Genomic DNA, 20,390 nt, shown 5'->3' on the forward strand with positions numbered 1-20,390 from the left:
GCGGACGTCGTGGGAGGTCACACCGTCCACTCGAAGCGCGGCGTCCTGCGCTCCAGGAACGCGGCGACCCCCTCGGGGCCGTCGCCGCTGCCGTGCGCCTGCCCGGCCCAGTACGCGAGGCGGTCCGCGTCCACCGGGCCGGCCGCGAACTCCTTGGCCGCCGCCTGGGTGAGCTGCGAGCGCGAGGCCAAGGTCCGGGCGAACGCCGCCACCCGCCCGTCCAGCTCCCGCGCCGGCCACACCTCGTCCACCAGGCCGGTGCGCAGCGCCCGTTCGGCGTCGATCAGTTCGGCGGAGAACAGCAGATACTTGGCCGTCGCCGGGCCGACGAGGTCCACCAGGCGGCGGGTGGAGGAGGCGGCGTAGACGATGCCCAGCCGCGCCGGGGTGATGCCGAACGACGCCCCCTCCGCCGCGAACCGCAGGTCGCAGGCGGCCGCGAGCTGGCAGCCGCCGCCCACGCAGTGGCCGCGCACCGCCGCGATGGTGGGCTTGGGGAAGGCGGCCAGGGCCTCCTCGGCCGCGACCGCCAGGTCCCTCGACTCCCGGCCGCCGTCGGCGGTCAGCGCGGAGATGTCGGCCCCCGCGCAGAAGGTGTCGCCCTCGCCGGTCAGCACCAGCACCCGTACGGCCGGGTCCGCCGCGCAGTGCCGCAGCAGCTCGGGCAGCCGCCGCCACATGTCCGTGGTCATGGCGTTGCGCTTGGCGGGGTGGGCGATGCGGACGGTGGCGGTGGCGCCGTCGACGTCCAGACGCAGTGCGGGCTCCATGCGCCGGATGCTATCCGGGCCGCACCCGTGTCTCTCCGGGCCGTACCCGCGCCAGGATCGCTCAGTGAAGGGCGAAAGGGGACACCAGGAACAGTCGTGAGAGTGACCGCGGCATACGCACGCGATCAAAAGCCGTCGATAGGCATCGACTTCCTGTCAGCTCGCCGGTGCGGAGCCCGCGGTTCCCAACACTCGGTCCGTGCGGTCGAGCCACGGCGAGGGGTTGGTATCGGACATGGAGACACTCGGGAGCGTCCCGCCCGAGCCGGGGCACGCGCCCCCGCCCCGCAAGCCCGCCGAGTACGACGGGACCTGGCGGTACACCGCCCCCGCGCTCGATTCCACCGTCCCGCGTGCCCGGCACGCCGTCCGCGACCTGATGCGCCGCCGGCACGTCCCCCTGCGCGAGGACCTGCTGCAGGGGCTGCTGCTCATCGTCTCCGAACTGGTCACCAACGCCGTCCGGCACGCGGCGCTGCTCTCCCCGGAGGTGGGGCTGGAGGTCTCCGTCGGCCCCGAGTGGGTGCGCGTGGCCGTCGAGGACAGCCATCCGTACCGGCCCGGCCCGCTCGAGGCGTTCCCCGACGACGAGCCGCGTACGGGCGGCCGCGGCCTGCTGCTCGTCCAGGCCACCGTCGACGAGGCCGGCGGCCGCTGCGACGTCGAGCACACGGCGAGCGGCGGCAAGGTGGTCTGGGCCGCCCTGCCGCTGCGCCCCTCGGCTACCAGCCCGCCGCGTCCCCGGTGAGCTCCCGGATCGCCGGCCGCGCGGCGTCCAGCACCGTGGTGAACCACGCCGAGAACGGGTGCTTCTCCAGCAGCCCGGCCAGCTCCTCGGGGGTCACGAACGCCGTCTCCGCGATCTCCTCCGGGTCCGGGCTGGGCTCGGCCCGCACCGTCCCCACGAAGAGGTGGTTGTACTCCTGCTCGACCAGGCCCGAGGCCGGGTCGGGGTGGTTGTAGCGCACGGTGCCCGCCTCGCGCATCAGCGAGGGGGCCAGGCCCAGCTCCTCTCCCGTGCGCCGGGCGGCCGCCACGAACGGCGGCTCGCCGGGGTAGGGGTGGCCGCAGCAGGTGTTCGACCAGACGCCGGGGGAGTGGTACTTCCCCAGGGCCCGCTGCTGCAGCAGCAGCCGGCCGGCGTCGTCGAAGAGGAAGACCGAGAAGGCGCGGTGCAGCCGGCCGGGTGCGAGATGGGCGGAGACCTTCTCGGCGGTCCCGATGGTTCTGCCGTTCTCGTCGACCAGCTCCAGCATGATCGGCTCAGCGGTGGCGTCGGCGGGGACCGGGGCGGAGCCGGCGGAGCGGCCCGTGGCTGATGTGATCGGCATTGACCATCCTCGTTGTCGGTCTTCGACCCTCAAGTCTGCCGTACGGAATGCCCACAACAGCGACAGATGACTCCTGGCCGGGCCGCCCGGCCCGCACCGGGCGGCCGGAGCTCAGTGGCAGAGCCTCGCCTCGTGCGCGGCATGCCCGCTCGGCTCGAGCTGGAAGGTGCAGTGCTCCACGGCGAAGTGCTCGCCCAGACAGCCCTGCAGCTCGTGCAGCATCTTCTCCTGCCCGGCGGAGTCCAGCCGCGCCGGGTCGACCACCACATGCGCCGAGAGCACCGGCATGCCCGATGTGATGGTCCACACATGCAGGTCGTGCAGGTCCTCCACGCCCGGCAGCGCCATGATGTGCGCCCGCACCTCGGCCATGTCCACGTCCTTCGGCGCGGCCTCCAGCAGGACGTCCAGCGCCTCGCGCAGCAGCTTCACCGTGCGCGGCACGATCATCACGGCGATCAGCAGCGAGGCCACCGGGTCCGCCTGGGTCCACCCTGTGACCATGATCACAAGGGCGGAGACGACCACCGCGAGGGAGCCCAGCGCGTCCGAGAGGACCTCGAGGAACGCCCCTCGCACATTGAGGCTCTCCTTCTGGCCGCGCATCAGCACGGCCAGCGAGACCAGGTTGGCGACCAGGCCGACGAGGCCGAAGATCACGGTGGTGCCGCCCGGCACCGGGGCCGGGGTGATCAGCCGGTCGATCGCCTCGACCAGGATGAAGCCGCCGACGCCCAGCAGGAGCAGGCAGTTCAGCAGCGCCGCCAGGATCTCGGCGCGGGCGTAGCCGTAGGTGCGCCGCTCGCTGGGGGGCCGGTTGGCGAAGTGGATCGCCACCAGCGCCATCGAGACGCCGACCGCGTCCGTCGCCATGTGCCCGGCGTCCGCGAGCAGCGCCAGCGAACCGGTCAGCGCGCTGCCGACGATCTCCGCGACGAGGATCGTCAGCGTGATGCCCAGCGCGATCCGCAGCCGCCCCTTGTAGGCGGCGGCCGCGGTGCCGCTCATGCCGGCGGGGGGTCCCCCGTGCGAGTGGCCGTGGTCGTGCCCCGCTCCCATGAATGCCGCCTCCCGAACATGTGCCCAGAAACGGCCGGCGGGTGCCGGCCGAGGCCCAGTGAACAACGGGTGGGGGGTATGGGGCAACGCGGCACTGAACACCGTTGTCATTGCCCTGACCTGGGGCGATGTCGTGACCGCGGGTTCCGGGAGGTCAGCCGCGGTGCGCCTCGGGGTGGTGCAGGCACCATCCCTCCCACGCCGAAGTGACCATGCTCCGCACGTCGTGCCGGGCCCGCCAGCCGAGCTCCTTGGCGATGCGCTCGCCGGAGGCGACGACACGCGCCGGATCACCCGGACGGCGTGGCCCGGTCTCGGCCGTCAGGTCTGTACGGCCGGTGACCGCGCCGATCAGGTCCGCCATCTCACGGACGGAGACCCCGAGCCCGGTGCCGACGTTCAGCGTCAGGTCGCCCGCGCCGGGCCGCTCGGCCAGCCGGCGGGCGGCGGCCAGGTGCGCGGTGGCCAGGTCCTCGATGTGGATGTAGTCACGGACGCAGGTGCCGTCGGGGGTGTCGTAGTCGGTGCCGAAGATCCGCGGCCGCTCGCCGCGGGTGATCCGGTCGAACATCATCGGGATGATGTTGAAGACGCCGGTGTCGGCGAGCTCCGGCCGGGCTGCGCCCGCGACGTTGAAGTAGCGCAGGCACGCCGTGGAGATGCCGTGCGCGGCCCCGGTCGCCCGTACGAGCCACTCGCCGGCCAGCTTGGTCTCGCCGTACGGGTTGATCGGCAGGCAGGGCGTCTCCTCGGTGACGAGATCGACGTCGGGCATGCCGTAGACGGCCGCCGAGGAGGAGAAGACGAAGCTGCCGACGCCCGCGTCGACCACCGCCTCCAGCAGCACGGTCAGCCCGTGGAGGTTCTCCCGGTAGTAGAGCAGCGGCTTCTCCACCGACTCCCCGACCTGCTTCTTCGCCGCCAGGTGCACCACACCCGTCACGCCCAGCTCGGCGAACGCGCGGTCGAGCACCGCGCGGTCCAGCACCGAGCCCCGCACCAGCGGGACCTCCCGCGGCAGCCTGGCGGAGACGCCCGAGGACAGGTCGTCCAGGACGGCCACCCGCTCCCCGGCCTCCGTCATCGCCCGCGCCACGTGCGCCCCGATGTAGCCCGCTCCGCCTGTGATCAGCCACGTCATGCACGGCACCCTATTCCAGCCCGGCGACCGGAAACGTTTCCTCCGTCCGGGCCCGCCCGGACGGACGCGGTCCGGGAACCGGGCGCGCCTCCCGCGCGTCCTGTCAGTGGCGGGACACCCGGGTGCACGTGCGGTGAACGGCGGCTTCCGTTGATCCGATAGCCTCTGCCGACGTGCCGCACGCCGCCCCCTCGCCGGGGCCCTGGCGCGCCACGCCCGCTGCCCGCCGTGAACCGCGGCCCCGAGGCGGCCACGCCAGCCGCAAGGAGTGAGTTCGTCTGTCGACCGCCATCCTCACCGGTCCGCCGCCCGCCGGCTCCTCCCTCGAGGACGACCTGCGGTCGCTGGGCTTCGACGTCCGTACGGCCGCGTCCGGTGCCGGCATCGCCGGTGAGCTGGCCGCCGTCCCGGCCGGAGAGCGGGTCGCCGTGGTCGACCCCCGCTTCGTGGGCCACGTGCACGCCCTGCGGCTGGCCCTGACCGACCCCCGCTTCCCGGCCTGCGCCGTCGAGGGGGCGCTCGGCGCCCTGCCCGAGGCGCGCGCCGAGCTCGCCTCCGCCGCCTCCGGTGCCACCGGCCCCGGTGACCTCGCCGCCCGGATGGAGGCCGGCGGCGTCGCCGTCCACCGTCCCGAGCTTGGCGTCCTCGTCGCCGCCGTGCCCGAGGGCGAGGAGGCCCGGGCCAAGACGCTGGGCGAGGTCGAGGCCGTCGACGACGAGGCCGTCCGGCTGCGCGCCGCCGTGAAGTCCCGCGACGGGTTCTTCACCACCTTCTTCATCAGCCCGTACTCCCGCTACATCGCGCGGTGGTGCGCCCGCCGGGGCCTCACCCCCAACCAGGTCACCACGGCCTCGCTGCTCACCGCGCTGATCGCGGCCGGCTGCGCGGCCACCGGCAGCCGGGGCGGATACGTCGCGGCCGGCGTGCTGCTGATCGCCTCCTTCGTGCTGGACTGCACCGACGGCCAGCTCGCCCGCTACTCCCTGCAGTACTCCACGCTCGGCGCCTGGCTCGACGCCACGTTCGACCGCGCCAAGGAGTACGCCTACTACGCGGGCCTGGCGCTCGGCGCCGCCCGCGGCGGCGACGACGTCTGGGCGCTGGCGCTGGGCGCGATGATCCTGCAGACCTGCCGGCACGTCGTCGACTTCTCCTTCAACGAGGCGAACCACGACGCCACCGCCAACACCAGCCCCACCGCCGCCCTCTCCGACAAGCTCGACAGCGTCGGCTGGACGGTCTGGGCGCGCCGCATGATCGTGCTGCCCATCGGCGAGCGCTGGGCGCTGATCGCGGTCCTCACCGCCCTCACCACGCCCCGCGTCGTCTTCACGGTGCTGCTGATCGGCTGCGCGTTCGCCGCCTGCTACACCACCGCGGGCCGCGTGCTGCGCTCGCTGACCCGCAAGGCCAGGCGCACCGACCGCGCCGCCCAGGCGCTGGCGGACCTCGCCGACTCCGGCCCGCTCGCCGAGCTCGTGGCCGGCAGCGTCGGCCGCACGGTGCCCGCCACGGCCTACAGCGCGCCCTTCTGGGCGCTGCTGGCCACGGCCTCCCTGCTCGTCGGTCCGCTCTTCGCCGGCAACGCCGGCACCTGGCGGGCCGTCCTGCAGGCCGTGGTCTACGCCGTCTTCGCGGGCGTCGCCGTGGCGCAGCCCCTCAAGGGCCCCCTCGACTGGCTCGTACCGCCCGTCCTGCGGGCCGCCGAGTACGGCATGATCCTCGTGCTCGCGGCGAAATCCGGGGTCGACGGGGCGCTTCCCGCGGCTTTCGGCCTGGTGGCCGCGGTCGCCTACCATCACTACGACACGGTGTACCGCATCCGCGGTGGCACCGGTGCGCCCCCGCACTGGCTGGTGCGGGCGATCGGCGGACACGAGGGACGGGTCCTGGCGGTCACGATCGCCGCCGCCCTGTGGCACGGTCAAGGCTTCACCATCGCGCTGACGGCCCTCGCGGTCGCCATCGCGCTCGCGGTGCTCTCGGAGAGCATCCGGTTCTGGGTGTCCTCCGGGGCGCCCGCAGTACACGACGAAACAGGAGAACCCGCATGATCGGCCTCGTGCTGGCAGCCGGCGCCGGACGGCGTCTGCGCCCCTACACCGACACCCTGCCCAAGGCGCTGGTGCCGGTCGGTCCCGAAGGGGCCGAGGAGTCGCTCACCGTCCTCGACCTGACCCTCGGCAACTTCGCCGAGGTCGGCCTGACCGAGGTCGCGATCGTCGTCGGCTACCGCAAGGAGGCCGTGTACGCGCGCAAGGAGGCGCTGGAGGCCAAGTACGGCCTCAAGCTCACCCTGATCGACAACGACAAGGCCGAGGAGTGGAACAACGCCTACTCCCTGTGGTGCGCCCGTGAGGTCCTGGGCCGCGGTGTGATCCTCGCCAACGGCGACACCGTCCACCCGGTCTCGGTCGAGAAGACCCTGCTCGCCGCCCGCGGCGACGGTCAGAAGATCATCCTCGCCCTCGACACGGTGAAGAGCCTCGCCGACGAGGAGATGAAGGTCGTCGTGGACGCCGAGAAGGGCGTTCAGAAGATCACCAAGCTGATGGAGCCCAGCGAGGCCACCGGCGAGTACATCGGCGTCACCCTCATCGAGGCCGAGGCCGGCGCGGAGCTCGCCGACGCGCTGAAGACCACCTTCGAGCGCGACCCCGACCTCTACTACGAGGACGGCTACCAGGAGCTCGTCAACGGCGGCTTCAAGATCGACATCGCGCCGATCGGCGACGTCAAGTGGGTCGAGATCGACAACCACGACGACCTCGCCAAGGGCCGGGAGATCGCGTGCCAGTACTGACGAGGCTCATCCCCTCGCCGGTCGTCGTCGACATCCGTGCCGGAGCCCTGGACGATCTGGCGAGTGTCCTCGCCGACCAGCGGATCTCCAGCTCCGGCAAGCTGGCCGTCGCCATCAGCGGCGGCTCCGGGGCGAAGCTGCGCGAGCGGCTCGCCCCGGCGCTGCCCGGCGCCTCGTGGTACGAGGTCGGCGGCGGCACGCTGGACGACGCGATCAAGCTCGCCGACGCCATGAAGTCCGGGCACTACGACGCGGTCGTGGGCCTCGGCGGCGGCAAGATCATCGACTGTGCGAAGTTCGCGGCGGCGCGCATCGGCCTGCCGCTGGTGGCCGTGGCCACGAACCTCTCGCACGACGGTCTGTGCTCGCCGGTCGCCACCCTCGACAACGACGCGGGCCGCGGCTCGTACGGCGTGCCCAACCCCATCGCCGTCGTGATCGACCTCGACGTCATCCGTGAGGCCCCGGTCCGCTTCGTCCGCTCCGGCATCGGTGACGCGATCTCCAACATCTCCGCGGTCGCGGACTGGGAGCTCGCCCACCGTGAGCGCGGCGAGGACATCGACGGCCTGGCCGCCGCCATCGCCCGGCAGGCCGGCGAGGCCGTGCTGCGCCACCCCGGCGGGGTCGGCGACGACGGCTTCCTGCAGGTGCTCGCCGAGGGCCTGGTCCTCACCGGCATCTCGATGTCGGTGGCCGGCGACAGCCGCCCGGCGTCCGGCGCCTGCCACGAGATCAACCACGCCTTCGACCTGCTCTACCCCAAGCGAGCCGCCAGCCATGGCGAGCAGTGCGGCCTCGGCGCCGCCTTCGCGATGCACCTGCGCGGGGCCCACGAGGAGTCCGCGCTGATGGTCGAGGTCCTGCGCCGGCACGGCCTGCCCGTGCTGCCGGGCGAGATCGGCTTCAGTGACGACGAGTTCGTCAAGGTCGTCGAGTTCGCTCCGCAGACCCGCCCCGGGCGCTACACCGTCCTGGAGCACCTCGACCTCTCCACCGACCAGATCAGGGACGCATACGCCGACTATGCACAAACCGTCAGTCGCTGAACTCCGCCCGGTCGTCCACCCCGCGGGGGTGAAGGACCGGCGCAGCGGTGAGCACTGGGCCGGCCGCCTGTACATGCGAGAGATCTCGCTGCGCTGCGACCGGTACCTGGTCAACACCCGGATCACGCCCAACCAGCTCACCTATCTGATGACCGTCTTCGGCGTCCTCTCGGCCCCGGCCCTGCTGGTGCCCGGGATCCCGGGCGCCGTGCTCGGCGTGCTGATGGTCCAGCTCTACCTGCTGCTCGACTGCGTCGACGGCGAGGTCGCCCGCTGGAAGAAGCAGTTCTCGCTCGGCGGCGTCTACCTGGACCGGGTCGGCGCCTACCTGTGCGACGCCGCGGTCCTGGTCGGCTTCGGCCTGCGCGCCGCCGACCTGTGGGGATCCGGCCGGATCGACTGGCTGTGGGCGTTCCTGGGCACCCTCGCCGCCCTCGGCGCCATCCTGATCAAGGCCGAGACCGACCTCGTCGGGGTCGCCCGGCACCAGGGCGGGCTGCCGCCCGTCAAGGAGTCGGCGTCCGAGCCGCGCTCGTCCGGCATGGCGCTGGCCCGCAAGGCCGCCGCCGCCCTGAAGTTCCACCGCCTCATCCTCGGCATCGAGGCGTCCCTGCTGATCCTGGGCTTCGCGATCCTGGACGCGGTGCGGGGCGACCTGTTCTTCAGCCGCCTCGGCGTGGCGGTCCTGGCCGGCATCGCGCTCGTCCAGACGCTGCTGCACCTGGTGTCCATCCTCGTCTCGAGCAGGCTGCGATGAGCGCCCCCACGAAGGTCGGCGCGGTCGTCCTGACCATGGGCAACCGCCCCGACGAGCTGCGCGCCCTGCTGGAGTCGGTCGCCAAGCAGAACGGCGACCCCATCGAGGTCGTCGTCGTCGGCAACGGCTCCCCGCTGCCCGAGCTGAACGTCCCGGGCCTGGCCGTACGGACCGTCGAGCTGCCCGAGAACGTGGGCATCCCGGCCGGCCGCAACGTCGGCATCGAGGCGTTCGGCCCGGCCGGCCGCGACGTCGACATCCTGCTCTTCCTCGACGACGACGGTCTGCTGCCGCGCCAGGACACGGCCCAGCTGTGCCGGGAGGCCTTCGCCGCCGACCGCCGGCTCGGCATCATCAGCTTCCGCATCGCCGACCCCGACACCGGCGTCACCCAGCGTCGCCACGTGCCCCGGCTGCGCGCCTCGGACCCGATGCGCTCCTCGCGGGTGACCACCTTCCTGGGCGGTGCCAACGCGGTGCGCACCCGGGTCCTCGCCGAGGTCGGCGGTCTGCCGGACGAGTTCTTCTACGCGCACGAGGAGACCGACCTGGCGTGGCGGGCCCTCGACGCGGGCTGGATGATCGACTACCGGGCGGACATGGTCCTGCACCACCCGACCACCGCCCCCAGCCGGCACGCCGTCTACCACCGGATGGTGGCCCGCAACCGGGTGTGGCTGGCCCGCCGCAACCTGCCCGCCCCGCTGGTCCCCGTCTACCTCGGGGTGTGGCTGCTGCTGACCCTGGCCCGCCGGCCGTCCCCGGCCGCGCTGCGCGCCTGGCTGGGCGGCTTCAAGGAGGGCTGGACGGCTTCCTGCGGTCCGCGCCGGCCGATGAAGTGGCGTACCGTGTGGCGCCTGACCCGACTGGGTCGCCCGCCCGTGATCTGACAAGCTCGTGTCTTAAGAGCATCGGGCGCGGTCCGGGGCCCGGCCCCGGCAGCGCACCTTGAGGACGAAAGTGTCAACTGTGAGCGAGACAACGCACGACGGTGCGGTCGCCCTGAGTGCCCCGCCGTCACCCGACGACGGTCTTCCCGCCGCCGATCTGGCCAGGAAGTACGGCCTCGCGGTCAGCGGGGCCCGCCCCAGCCTGCCGGAGTACGCCCGGCAGCTGTGGGACCGGCGGCACTTCATCATCGCCTTCTCCCGGGCGAAGATGACCGCCCAGTACAGCCAGGCCAAGCTGGGTCAGGTCTGGCAGGTGGCCACGCCCCTGCTGAACGCCTCGGTGTACTTCCTGATCTTCGGTCTGCTGATGCAGCAGAGCAAGGGCATGGGGATCCGTACCTACGTCCCCTTCCTGATCACGGGCGTCTTCGTCTTCACCTTCACCCAGAGCTCGGCCATGGCGGGCGTGCGCTCCATCGCGGGCAACCTGGGGCTGGTGCGGGCCCTGCACTTCCCCCGGGCGGCCCTGCCGATCTCGTTCGCGCTGCAGCAGCTCCAGCAGCTGCTGCTGTCGATGGGCGTGCTGTTCGTCTTCCTCATCGGGTTCGGGCACATGCCGGCGCTGTCCTGGGTGCTGGTCGTCCCGGTGCTGACGCTGCAGTTCCTCTTCAACACCGGACTGGCGATGGCCCTCGCCCGCGCGGGCAGCAAGACCCCCGACCTGGCGCAGCTGCTGCCGTTCATCACCCGCACCTGGATGTACGCGTCCGGTGTGATGTACAGCCTGACCGACGCGCTGAAGAACAACCACGCCCCGGCGTGGGTGGTCGACGTGCTGAGCGCCAACCCGGCCGCCGTCTACATCGACCTCATGCGCTGGTCGCTGATCGACGACCACAGCCGGATCCACCTGCCGCCGCACGTGTGGGCGCTGGCGGTGGGCTGGGCCGTGCTGGTCGGGCTCGGCGGCTTCGTGTACTTCTGGAAGGCTGAGGAGCAGTACGGCCGTGGCTGATCCGAAAACCGGCGCCCAGGCGTCGGCACCCGTGCCCACCGTGATCGCGGACGACGTCCACATCGTCTACCGCGTCTACGGCGGCAACACCGGCCGCGGCAGCGCCACGGCCGCCCTGAACCGCATCATCAAGCGGACGCCCGGCGCGGGGGTGCGCGAGGTGCACGCCGTCAGGGGTGTGAGCTTCACCGCGTACCGCGGCCAGGCCATCGGTCTGATCGGCTCCAACGGCTCCGGCAAGTCGACCCTGCTCAAGGCGGTCGCCGGGCTGCTGCCCACCGAGCGCGGAAAGATCTACACCGACGGCCAGCCCTCGCTGCTGGGCGTGAACGCGGCCATGATGAACGACCTCACGGGCGAGAAGAACGTGATGCTCGGCGGTCTGGCCATGGGCATGTCGCGCGAGCAGATCCGCGAGCGCTACCAGGGGATCGTCGACTTCTCGGGCATCAACGAGAAGGGCGACTTCATCACGCTGCCCATGCGCACGTACTCCTCCGGCATGGCGGCCCGGCTGCGGTTCTCCATCGCCGCGGCCAAGGACCACGACGTGCTGATGATCGACGAGGCGCTGGCCACCGGCGACCGCTCGTTCCAGAAGCGCTCCGAGGCCCGCATCCGCGAGCTGCGCAAGGAGGCCGGCACGGTCTTCCTGGTCAGCCACAACAACCGGTCCATCCGGGACACCTGCGACCGGGTGCTGTGGCTGGAACGCGGGGAGCTGCTGATGGACGGACCGACCGACGAGGTGGTCCGGGCGTACGAGAAGGAGACGGCGCGCTAGCGAAGAGCGCGGACACGTCGTGGTCCGGCCCCCGTCGGCTCGCGCCCTCGGGGGCCTTGACCTATCCGTAACGGCCAACTGCCTTGTCCGCAGGGTTGATTCGCCTCCCGCGTGGCATGGTATGGATCAAGGCGCGTACCCGGGCGGACGTCGGGCACCTGTACGGCGTACGCTGTAGCGTGCATTTGCGGCCGTTTGGGGCGGGGCGTGGCGAAAACCGCGCCGGACCGCCGGCGGGGGCGCCGCGGAGGGAGGCTCGAGGGGGAGCCCATGGCGGGACAGGCCTGCGGCGTGTCCGAAATAGGATGTTCTGGGTCGGCAGTGTAGAACGGGAGATATGACGGCAATGGCTGTATTGGCTGCGGGGCCTCTCCAGAAGCGAGACGCGTACGCCGTCCCCGGTCCGGGCAGCCCGCGATGACCGCGGGGACGGACGCGCACGCGCGCGCCGTGCTCGACAAGGCCGCGCACGAGAACTTCCCCGTGGCGCCCTTCTTCGTGCCGCGCGCCTGGCGTGAGGACCTCATGGCCGTCTACGGCTACGCCCGCCTCGTCGACGACATCGGCGACGGCGACCTGGCCCCCGGCGGCCGGGACGCGGAGCTGCTGGGCCTGGACCGCGAGCAGACCGACGACCGCCTCGCCATGCTCGACGCCTTCGAGGCCGACCTGCGCCGCGTCTTCGACACCGCCGGCACCGGACCCCGCCACCCGCTGCTGCTCCGCCTGCGGCCCACCGTGCGCCGCCACGGCCTGACCCCCGAGCCCTTCCTCGGGCTGATCGAGGCCAACCGCCAGGACCAGCGGGTGCGCCGCTACGCCACGTACGACGACCTGCTCGCCTACTGCGAGCTGTCCGCCAACCCCGTCGGCCGGCTCGTCCTGGGCGTCACCGGCACGGCGAGCCCCGAACGGATCCGCCGCTCGGACGCGGTCTGCACGGCCCTGCAGATCATCGAGCACCTGCAGGACGTCGCCGAGGACCTCGGCCGCGACCGCGTCTACCTGCCCGCCGAGGACATGGAGCGCTTCCGCGTCACCGAGGCCGACCTGGCGCTTCCCACCAGCGGCGCATCGGTGCGCGCGCTGGTCGCGTACGAGGCGGAACGCGCCGGGCACCTGCTGAATGAAGGCACCCCCCTGGTGGGTAGCGTCCACGGCAGGCTGAAGCTGTTGCTCGCGGGATTCGTGGGCGGGGGGAGGGCGGCGCTCCGGGCGGTCGCCGCCGCCGGATACGACGTTCTCCCCGGACCGCCCAAGGCCACCAGGCTCAGTGTGCTGCGCGAGGCCGGGGCGACATTGCGAAGAGAGGGGTGAGCGGGACCGTGAACGGAACGCCACACGCGTCCGCACCGGTACTCGCCGCGTACAGCTACTGCGAGGCCGTCACCGGACAGCAGGCCGGCAACTTCAGCTACGGCATCAGACTGCTGCCGACCGCCAAGCGGCGGGCCATGTCGGCGCTGTACGCCTTCTCGCGGCGCGTCGACGACATCGGCGACGGGCCGCTGGACCCCGAGGCCAAGCGGCTGCGCCTGGAGGACGCCCGGACCACGCTCGAGCGGATCCGGGCGGGCGACGTCGACGAGGACGACACCGACCCGGTGGCCGTCGCGCTCGCGCACGCCGTACGCCGCTTCCCCATCCCCATCGGCGGGCTCGACGAGCTCATCGACGGGGTCCAGATGGACGTGCGCGGCGAGACCTACGAGACGTGGGACGACCTCGCCCGGTACTGCCGCTGCGTGGCGGGCGCCATCGGCCGGCTCTCGCTCGGCGTGTTCGGCACCGTGCCCGGCGCCCGGGACGCGGCGCGCGCTCCCGAGTACGCCGACACCCTGGGCCTCGCGCTGCAGCTCACCAACATCCTGCGCGACCTCCGCGAGGACGCCGCCAACGGCCGCAGCTACCTGCCCTCCGACGACCTCGCCAAGTTCGGCTGCTCGGCGGGCTTCCACTCCGTCCGGCCCCCGGCCGGCGCGGACTTCGCCGGGCTGGTGCACTTCGAGGTCCGGCGCGCCCGCGCGCTGTTCGCCGAGGGAATGAAGCTGCTGCCCATGCTCGACCGGCGCAGCGGCGCCTGCGTCGCCGCCATGTCCGGCATCTACCGCAGGCTGCTGGATCGTATCGCCGAGGAGCCCGCCGCCGTGCTGCGCGGCAGGGTCTCCCTGCCAGGCCGGGAGAAGGCCTTCGTGGCCGTGCGCGGGCTGTCCGGCTACGACGCGCGCAGCGTCCACCGGCAGGCCGCCAGGGGGCGCGCCTGATGCTCCGTCCCGGCACCGGAAAGCGGTGCGCAACCCTCCAGCCGGCCGTCGCGTCCCTGACATCAGCCGAGGGGGTGGGCGCATGACACCGGAGACGACGACCCGGCCCGACCGGCTCCGCACAGACGAGGCAGGCCGCCCCGACGGGGCGGCCGCGGTAGTGATCGGGGGTGGGCTCGCCGGCGTCACCGCCGCCCTCGAGCTCGCCGACGCCGGCCTGTCCGTCACGCTCGTCGAAGGCCGGCCGCGCCTGGGCGGCCTGGCCTTCTCCTTCCGCCGCGGCGACCTCACCGTCGACAATGGCCAGCACGTCTACCTGCGCTGCTGCACCGCCTACCAGTGGTTCCTCGACCGGGTCGACGCGCTGCACCTCGCGCCCCTGCAGGACCGGCTCGACGTGCCCGTCCTGGACGTCGGCCACCCCTCGGGACGGCCCCGCCTGGGCCGGCTGCGCCGCGCCGCCCTGCCCGTGCCCCTGCACCTGGCGGCGAGCCTGGCCACCTACCCCCACCTCTCGCTCGCCGAGCGGGCCAAGGTCGGCCGGGCCGCGCTGGCCCTCGGCAAGCTCGACCCGATGGACCCCGCGCTGGACGGCGAGGACTTCGCGTCCTGGCTGCACCGCCACGGCCAGTCGGACCGTGCCGTCGAGGCACTGTGGGACCTGGTGGGCGTGGCCACCCTCAACGCCACCGCCGACCGGTCCTCGCTGGGCCTGGCCGCCATGGTCTTCAAGACCGGGCTGCTCTCCGAGCCCGGCGCCGCCGACATCGGCTGGGCGCGCGTGCCGCTCGGCGAGCTGCACGACACCCGGGCCCGCGCCGCCCTGGACCGGGCGGGCGTCCGCTACGCCCTGCGCACCCGCGCCACCCACGTCGAGCGCGTCGGCGCCGGCGGCTGGCAGGTGCGCACCGAGGCCGGCCCCGGCGCCGCCGAGCGGCTCGACGCCGACGTCGTCGTGCTGGCCGTACCCCAGCGCGAGACCCACGCCCTGCTGCCCGACGGCGCCCTCGACGACGCCGACCGCCTGCTCGGCATCGACACCGCCCCCATCCTCAACCTGCACGTCGTCTACGACCGCGCGGTGCTGCGGCAGCCCTTCTTCACGGCGCTCGGCAGCCCCGTGCAGTGGGTCTTCGACCGCACCGACTCCTCCGGCCTCGCCGAGCGGGAGCCCGGCGCCCAGTACCTGGCCGTCTCCCAGTCGGCCGCGCAGGACGACATCGACCGGCCCGTCGCCGAGCTGCGCGAGCGCTATCTCCCCGAGCTCGAGCGGCTGCTGCCGGCGGCCCGGGGCGCGGTCGTACGCGACTTCTTCGTCACCCGGGAGCGCACGGCGACGTTCGCCCCCGCCCCGGGCGTCGGCCGGCTGCGGCCGGACGCCCCCACGAACGCGCCCGGCCTCTACCTGGCCGGCGCGTGGACCGCCACCGGCTGGCCCGCGACCATGGAGAGCGCGGTGCGAAGCGGTCTGAACGCCGCCGGCGCGGCACTCTCCGAGCTCGGCCGACCTCACCGAAGCCCCCTCAGAGAGGCGGCGGTATGAACCAGCGAGCCATCAAGGCGCGCGTTCCCGCAGGCGGGACGCGCGTGAGCACGATCACCAGAGGAGAGACCGTGACATCGGCGATCCCAGCTGTCGACACCGCGGGCGTTCGCGCCCTGCTGGAGCGCGGACGGACGCTTGCCACGCCGGTGCTGCGTGCCGCCGTCAACCGGCTCGCGGCACCCATGGACACCGTCGCCGCCTACCACTTCGGCTGGATCGACGTCGAAGGCCGGCCGGCGCACGGCGACAGCGGCAAGGCCATCCGGCCCGCCCTCGCCCTGCTGTCCGCCGAGGCGGCGGGCGCCGCTCCCGAGGTGGGCGTCCCCGGCGCCGTCGCCGTCGAGCTCGTGCACAACTTCTCGCTGCTGCACGACGACCTGATGGACGGCGACGAGCAGCGCCGCCACCGCGACACCGTCTGGAAGGCCTACAGCCCGGCCCAGGCCATCCTCGTGGGCGACGCGCTCTTCGCGCTCGCCAACGAGGTGCTCCTCGAGCTCGGCACCGTCGAGGCGGGCCGGGCCACCCGGCGGCTGACCACCGCCACCCGCAAGCTCATCGACGGCCAGGCCCAGGACATCTCCTACGAGCACCGCGAGCGGGTCACCGTCGAGGAATGCCTGGAGATGGAGGGCAACAAGACCGGCGCCCTGCTGGCCTGCGCGGTCTCCATCGGCGCGGTCCTCGGCGGCGCCGACGACCGTACGGCCGACACCCTGGAGGCCTACGGCTACCACCTCGGCCTCGCCTTCCAGGCCGTCGACGACCTGCTGGGCATCTGGGGCGACCCGGAGACCACCGGCAAGCAGACCTGGAGCGACCTGCGCCAGCGCAAGAAGTCCCTCCCGGTCGTCGCCGCCCTCGCGGCGGGCGGCCCGGCCTCCGAGCGGCTGGCCCGGATCCTCGCCGACGACGCCAAGCTGAGCGACGCCCAGCTCGCCCACTTCACCGAGGAAGAGTTCGCCAGCCGCGCGGCGCTGATCGAGGAGGCGGGCGGCCGCGAGTGGACCTCCGAGGAGGCCCGTCGCCAGCACGCCACGGCCATCCAGGCCCTGAGCGCGATCGACATGCCGGCCGAGGTCCGGGCGCAGCTGACCGCGCTCGCCGACTTCGTCGTCGTGCGCAAGAGCTGAGGAACGAAAGAGGATCGCCATTCACCCGAACTAGCCACCCTCGCGGTCGCCGGCCGGTGCCCTGCTCGGCGCCGGCCGACGGAACCCCCCAAGTACGGCAGTAACAAGCAGTACGGCAGAGAAGAAACTCACTGCATTAGGGGAAGCCATGACAGCGACGACCGACGGCACCGGGGCGCTACCGCCCCGGGTGGCCGAGGCCGGCCAGAGCACCACCGCGCCTCCCGGCGCGGCGACGGACGCCGAGCCGCCCAAGGGGCGCGAAGCCGTGGAGCGGGCCACCGCCCGCGCCGTCGAGCACCTCCTCACCCGCCAGGACCCGCGGGGCTGGTGGAAGGGCGACCTGGAGACCAACGTCACCATGGACGCCGAAGACCTGCTGCTCCGTCAGTTCCTCGGCGTCCGCGACGAGAAGACCACCGCGGCGGCCGCCCGCTTCATCCGCTCGCGGCAGCTCCCCGACGGCACCTGGGCCACCTTCCACAACGGGCCCCCCGAACTCTCCGCCACCGTCGAGGCCTACGTCGCGCTGCGGCTCGCCGGGGACGCCCCCGACGCGCCGCACATGGCCGCCGCCTCCGCCTGGGTCCGCGAACAGGGCGGCATCGCCGCCACCCGCGTCTTCACCCGCATCTGGCTGGCCCTCTTCGGCTGGTGGCGGTGGGAGGATCTCCCCGAGCTGCCGCCGGAGATCATGTACCTGCCGAAGCGATTCCCCCTCAACATCTACGACTTCGGCCAGTGGGCCCGGCAGACCATCGTGCCATTGACGATCGTCTCGGCCCTGCGGCCCGTACGGCCCGCCCCCTTCGGCCTCGACGAGCTCCACACCGACCCCCGTCGGCCGAACCCGCCGCGCCCGCTCGCCCCGGCCACCACCTGGGACGGCCTCTTCCAGCGCATGGACAAGGCGCTGCACCTCTACCACCGCTTCCCGGTGGGCCCGCTGCGCCGCGCGGCGCTGAACTCCGCGGCCCGCTGGATCATCGAGCGCCAGGAGAACGACGGCTGCTGGGGCGGCATCCAGCCCCCCGCCGTCTACTCCGTCATCGCCCTGAACCTCCTCGGCTACGACCTCCACCACCCGGTGCTGCGCGCCGGGCTCGAGTCGCTGGACCGTTTCGCCGTCTGGCACGAGGACGCGGACGGCGCCCCCGTCCGGATGATCGAGGCCTGCCAGTCCCCGGTCTGGGACACCTGCCTGGCCACCATCGCGCTCGCCGACGCGGGCGTGCCCGCCGACCACCCGGCGCTGGTCAGGGCCGCCGACTGGATGCTCGACGAGCAGATCCTGCGCTCCGGCGACTGGGCCGTGCGCCGGCCGGAACTGCCCCCGGGCGGCTGGGCCTTCGAGTTCGACAACGACAACTACCCCGACATCGACGACACCGCCGAGGTCGCCCTCGCCCTCAAGCGCGTCGCGCACCCCGACCCCGCCCGGGTGGAGACGGCCCTCGCCCGCGCCGCCCGCTGGACGGTGGGCATGCAGTCGAGGAACGGCGCCTGGGGTGCCTTCGACGCCGACAACACCAGCCCCTTCCCCAACCGGCTGCCGTTCTGCGACTTCGGCGAGGTCGTCGACCCGCCGTCCGCCGACGTCACCGCGCACGTCGTCGAGATGCTGGCCGTCCTCGGCAAGCGGCACGACCCGCGCACCCGGCGCGGCATCGAGTGGCTGCTGGGCGAGCAGGAGGAGTCCGGCGCCTGGTTCGGCCGCTGGGGCGTCAACTACGTCTACGGCACCGGATCCGTGCTCCCCGCCCTGGTGGCCGCCGGGATCCCCGCCTCGCACCCGGCCGTGCGCCGGGCCGTCGCGTGGCTGCGCGAGGTGCAGAACCCGGACGGCGGCTGGGGCGAGGACCTGCGCTCGTACCGCGACCCCGAGTGGATCGGGCGCGGCGCGTCCACCCCCTCGCAGACGGCGTGGGCCCTGCTGGCCCTGCTCGCCGCCGGGGAGCGCGACAGCGAGGCCGCGGTCCGGGGCGTGGCCCATCTGACCGACACGCAGGCCGAGGACGGCTCCTGGGACGAGCCGTACTTCACCGGCACCGGCTTCCCGTGGGACTTCTCCATCAACTACCACCTCTACCGCCAGGTCTTCCCGCTCACCGCGCTCGGCCGGTACCTGCACGGCGAGCCCTTCGCCGCCGAACGGCTGGAGGGCTGATGAAGCCCGGTACGGTCACGCCGGCCCCCGCCCCGCTGCTGATCGCCTGTGCGCTCGGCATCGAGCGCCTCGCCCTGCGCGGCGGCCAGGGCGGCGCGGCCGGACCCGTGACCGTCCTGCGCACCGGCATGGGACCGCAGGCCGCCGAGCGCGCCGTCACCCGGGCCCTGGGCGAGGACGAGGCCCTGCGCGACGCAGCCGTGATCGCCACGGGCTTCTGCGCCGGCCTGGCCCCCGGGATGCACCCCGGCGACCTGGTCGTCGCCGACGAGACGCGCGACGGCGAGGGCCGCACGGAGTGCGCCGGCGCCGAGCTGCTCGCCAAGGAGCTCGCCCGCCTCGCGCCCCGGCGCGTCATCCACACCGGGCCGCTGGTGGGCTCGGACCACGTCGTGCGCGGCGCGGAACGGCAGGCGCTGCACGCCGCGGGCGCGCTCGCCACGGACATGGAGTCCGCCGCCACGCTCCGAAGCGCCGTTCGGGCGGGTTCACGCCCGGTTGCGGCCGTAAGAGTGGTCGTGGACGCTCCAGAACATGAACTGGTACGAATCGGGACCCTGCGGGGTGGAATATCGGCCTTCCGCGTACTCCGCACCGTCCTGCCGGCCTTTTTCGAATGGCACCGTTCTTTGCTGCTCCCCAGGAGGTGAGCCAGATGGCCATGCCGCTCCGCCAGACCATCCGGGTCGGGACCTATCTCTTTGAACAGAAGCTGCGCAAGCGGGAGAAGTTCCCGCTGATCGTGGAGCTCGAGCCGCTCTTCGCCTGCAACCTCAAATGCGAGGGCTGCGGGAAGATCCAGCATCCGGCCGGCGTGCTGAAACAGCGCATGCCCGTCGCCCAGGCGGTCGGCGCGGTGCTGGAATCCGGTGCGCCCATGGTTTCCATCGCCGGCGGCGAGCCTTTGATGCACCCGCAGATCGATGAAATCGTGCGGCAGCTGGTGGCCCGGAAGAAATACGTCTTCCTTTGCACCAACGCCCTGCTGATGCGGAAGAAGATGGAGAAGTTCACTCCTTCTCCCTATTTCGCGTTCGCGGTGCACATCGACGGGCTGCGCGAGCGGCACGACGAGTCGGTCGCCAAGGAGGGCGTCTTCGACGAGGCGGTGGAGGCGATCAAGGAGGCCAAGCGCCGCGGCTTCCGGGTCACCACCAACTCGACGTTCTTCAACACCGACACCGCGCAGACCGTCATCGAGGTGCTGAACTACCTCAACGACGACCTGCAGGTGGACGAGATGATGATCTCGCCCGCCTACGCCTACGAGAAGGCACCGGACCAGGAGCACTTCCTGGGCGTCGAGCAGACCCGCGAGCTGTTCAAGAAGGCCTTCGCCGGCGGCAACCGGCGGCGCTGGCGGCTCAACCACAGCCCGCTCTTCCTCGACTTCCTCGAGGGCAAGGCCGACTTCCCGTGCACCGCGTGGGCCATCCCCAACTACTCCCTCTTCGGCTGGCAGCGCCCCTGCTACCTGATGAGCGACGGCTACGTCCCCACGTACCGGCAGCTCATCGAGGAGACCGAGTGGGAGAAGTACGGGCGGGGCAAGGACCCCCGGTGCGCCAACTGCATGGCGCACTGCGGCTACGAACCCACGGCGGTGCTGGCCACGATGGGCTCGCTCAAGGAATCGCTGCGAGCGGCCCGGGAGACCGTCTCCGGGAACCGGGGCTGACCG

General features: G+C 72.7%; 19 protein-coding genes. 15 read left to right on the plus strand and 4 right to left on the minus strand.

What is annotated here, in order from left to right:
* Positions 1-17: 17 nt before the first annotated feature.
* The gene (locus AB4K12_RS12220; RefSeq protein WP_368434221.1) at positions 18-770 is read right to left on the minus strand and encodes an enoyl-CoA hydratase/isomerase family protein; all 753 of its coding nucleotides are present in this window, start codon (positions 768-770) and stop codon (positions 18-20) included.
* A 235-nt stretch (positions 771-1,005) separates the two neighbouring features.
* Here AB4K12_RS12220 and AB4K12_RS12225 point away from each other — a divergent pair, with 235 nt between their 5' ends.
* Positions 1,006-1,518 carry an ATP-binding protein gene (locus AB4K12_RS12225; protein WP_368434222.1) on the plus strand — a complete coding sequence of 171 codons (513 nt, stop codon included), beginning with the start codon at positions 1,006-1,008 and terminating at the stop codon, positions 1,516-1,518.
* Here the strand turns inward: AB4K12_RS12225 and idi are convergent.
* From idi to galE, 3 genes are all read right to left on the minus strand, one after another.
* Positions 1,493-2,101 carry an isopentenyl-diphosphate Delta-isomerase gene (gene idi, locus AB4K12_RS12230; RefSeq protein WP_368434223.1) on the minus strand — a complete coding sequence of 203 codons (609 nt, stop codon included), beginning with the start codon at positions 2,099-2,101 and terminating at the stop codon, positions 1,493-1,495. The two genes, AB4K12_RS12225 and idi, sit on opposite strands and share 26 nt — an antisense overlap.
* 111 nt (positions 2,102-2,212) lie before the next feature.
* Positions 2,213-3,160: a cation diffusion facilitator family transporter gene (locus AB4K12_RS12235; RefSeq protein ID WP_368434224.1), complete on the minus strand. Its 948-nt coding sequence runs from the start codon at positions 3,158-3,160 to the stop codon at positions 2,213-2,215.
* Positions 3,161-3,314: 154 nt separating this feature from the next.
* Positions 3,315-4,301, minus strand: coding sequence for a UDP-glucose 4-epimerase GalE (galE, locus tag AB4K12_RS12240; protein ID WP_368434225.1), 987 nt, complete (start codon positions 4,299-4,301; stop codon positions 3,315-3,317).
* A gap of 278 nt (positions 4,302-4,579) precedes the next feature.
* Here galE and AB4K12_RS12245 point away from each other — a divergent pair, with 278 nt between their 5' ends.
* From AB4K12_RS12245 to hpnH, 14 genes are all read left to right on the plus strand, one after another.
* Positions 4,580-6,355, plus strand: coding sequence for a DUF5941 domain-containing protein (locus AB4K12_RS12245; protein WP_368434454.1), 1,776 nt, complete (start codon positions 4,580-4,582; stop codon positions 6,353-6,355).
* Positions 6,352-7,104, plus strand: a complete 753-nt coding sequence (locus AB4K12_RS12250) for a sugar phosphate nucleotidyltransferase (protein ID WP_086568470.1) — start codon at positions 6,352-6,354, stop codon at positions 7,102-7,104. The genes AB4K12_RS12245 and AB4K12_RS12250 overlap by 4 nt, the downstream gene beginning before the upstream one ends.
* Positions 7,092-8,153 (plus strand): iron-containing alcohol dehydrogenase family protein, encoded by a 1,062-nt coding sequence (locus AB4K12_RS12255; RefSeq protein WP_362252412.1) that lies wholly within the window; start codon positions 7,092-7,094, stop codon positions 8,151-8,153. Before AB4K12_RS12250 ends, AB4K12_RS12255 begins: the two co-directional genes overlap by 13 nt.
* A complete protein-coding gene (locus AB4K12_RS12260) occupies positions 8,131-8,910 on the plus strand; it encodes a CDP-alcohol phosphatidyltransferase family protein (protein ID WP_368434226.1) in 780 nt (259 codons plus the stop codon). Before AB4K12_RS12255 ends, AB4K12_RS12260 begins: the two co-directional genes overlap by 23 nt.
* Positions 8,907-9,800 carry a glycosyltransferase family 2 protein gene (locus tag AB4K12_RS12265; protein WP_368434227.1) on the plus strand — a complete coding sequence of 298 codons (894 nt, stop codon included), beginning with the start codon at positions 8,907-8,909 and terminating at the stop codon, positions 9,798-9,800. The genes AB4K12_RS12260 and AB4K12_RS12265 overlap by 4 nt, the downstream gene beginning before the upstream one ends.
* 79 nt (positions 9,801-9,879) lie before the next feature.
* The gene (locus AB4K12_RS12270; RefSeq protein ID WP_368434228.1) at positions 9,880-10,815 is read left to right on the plus strand and encodes an ABC transporter permease; all 936 of its coding nucleotides are present in this window, start codon (positions 9,880-9,882) and stop codon (positions 10,813-10,815) included.
* Positions 10,808-11,599 (plus strand): ABC transporter ATP-binding protein, encoded by a 792-nt coding sequence (locus AB4K12_RS12275; protein WP_086568478.1) that lies wholly within the window; start codon positions 10,808-10,810, stop codon positions 11,597-11,599. The genes AB4K12_RS12270 and AB4K12_RS12275 overlap by 8 nt, the downstream gene beginning before the upstream one ends.
* Positions 11,600-12,016: 417 nt before the next feature.
* Entirely contained in the window at positions 12,017-12,916 is a 900-nt protein-coding gene (hpnC, locus tag AB4K12_RS12280; RefSeq protein WP_179198840.1) for a squalene synthase HpnC, read from the plus strand.
* On the plus strand, positions 12,913-13,863 hold the full coding sequence (gene hpnD, locus AB4K12_RS12285; protein ID WP_086568480.1) for a presqualene diphosphate synthase HpnD: 951 nt from the start codon (positions 12,913-12,915) through the stop codon (positions 13,861-13,863). The genes hpnC and hpnD overlap by 4 nt, the downstream gene beginning before the upstream one ends.
* Before the next feature lie 82 nt (positions 13,864-13,945).
* Positions 13,946-15,406 (plus strand): hydroxysqualene dehydroxylase HpnE, encoded by a 1,461-nt coding sequence (hpnE, locus tag AB4K12_RS12290; protein ID WP_368434229.1) that lies wholly within the window; start codon positions 13,946-13,948, stop codon positions 15,404-15,406.
* 71 nt (positions 15,407-15,477) lie between these two features.
* Entirely contained in the window at positions 15,478-16,542 is a 1,065-nt protein-coding gene (locus AB4K12_RS12295; protein ID WP_242705312.1) for a polyprenyl synthetase family protein, read from the plus strand.
* A 148-nt stretch (positions 16,543-16,690) separates the two neighbouring features.
* Positions 16,691-18,709, plus strand: a complete 2,019-nt coding sequence (gene shc / locus AB4K12_RS12300; RefSeq protein ID WP_368434230.1) for a squalene--hopene cyclase — start codon at positions 16,691-16,693, stop codon at positions 18,707-18,709.
* Positions 18,709-19,359, plus strand: a complete 651-nt coding sequence (locus AB4K12_RS12305) for a 1-hydroxy-2-methyl-2-butenyl 4-diphosphate reductase (protein ID WP_368434231.1) — start codon at positions 18,709-18,711, stop codon at positions 19,357-19,359. The genes shc and AB4K12_RS12305 overlap by 1 nt, the downstream gene beginning before the upstream one ends.
* A 5-nt stretch (positions 19,360-19,364) precedes the next feature.
* Complete coding sequence (hpnH, locus tag AB4K12_RS12310; RefSeq protein WP_179198842.1) at positions 19,365-20,387, plus strand: adenosyl-hopene transferase HpnH; 1,023 nt, start codon at positions 19,365-19,367, stop codon at positions 20,385-20,387.
* Positions 20,388-20,390: the final 3 nt, after the last annotated feature.

It is taken from the genome of Streptomyces sp. C36 (assembly GCF_040932295.1).
Classification (GTDB): Bacteria; Actinomycetota; Actinomycetes; order Streptomycetales; family Streptomycetaceae; genus Streptomyces; species Streptomyces triculaminicus.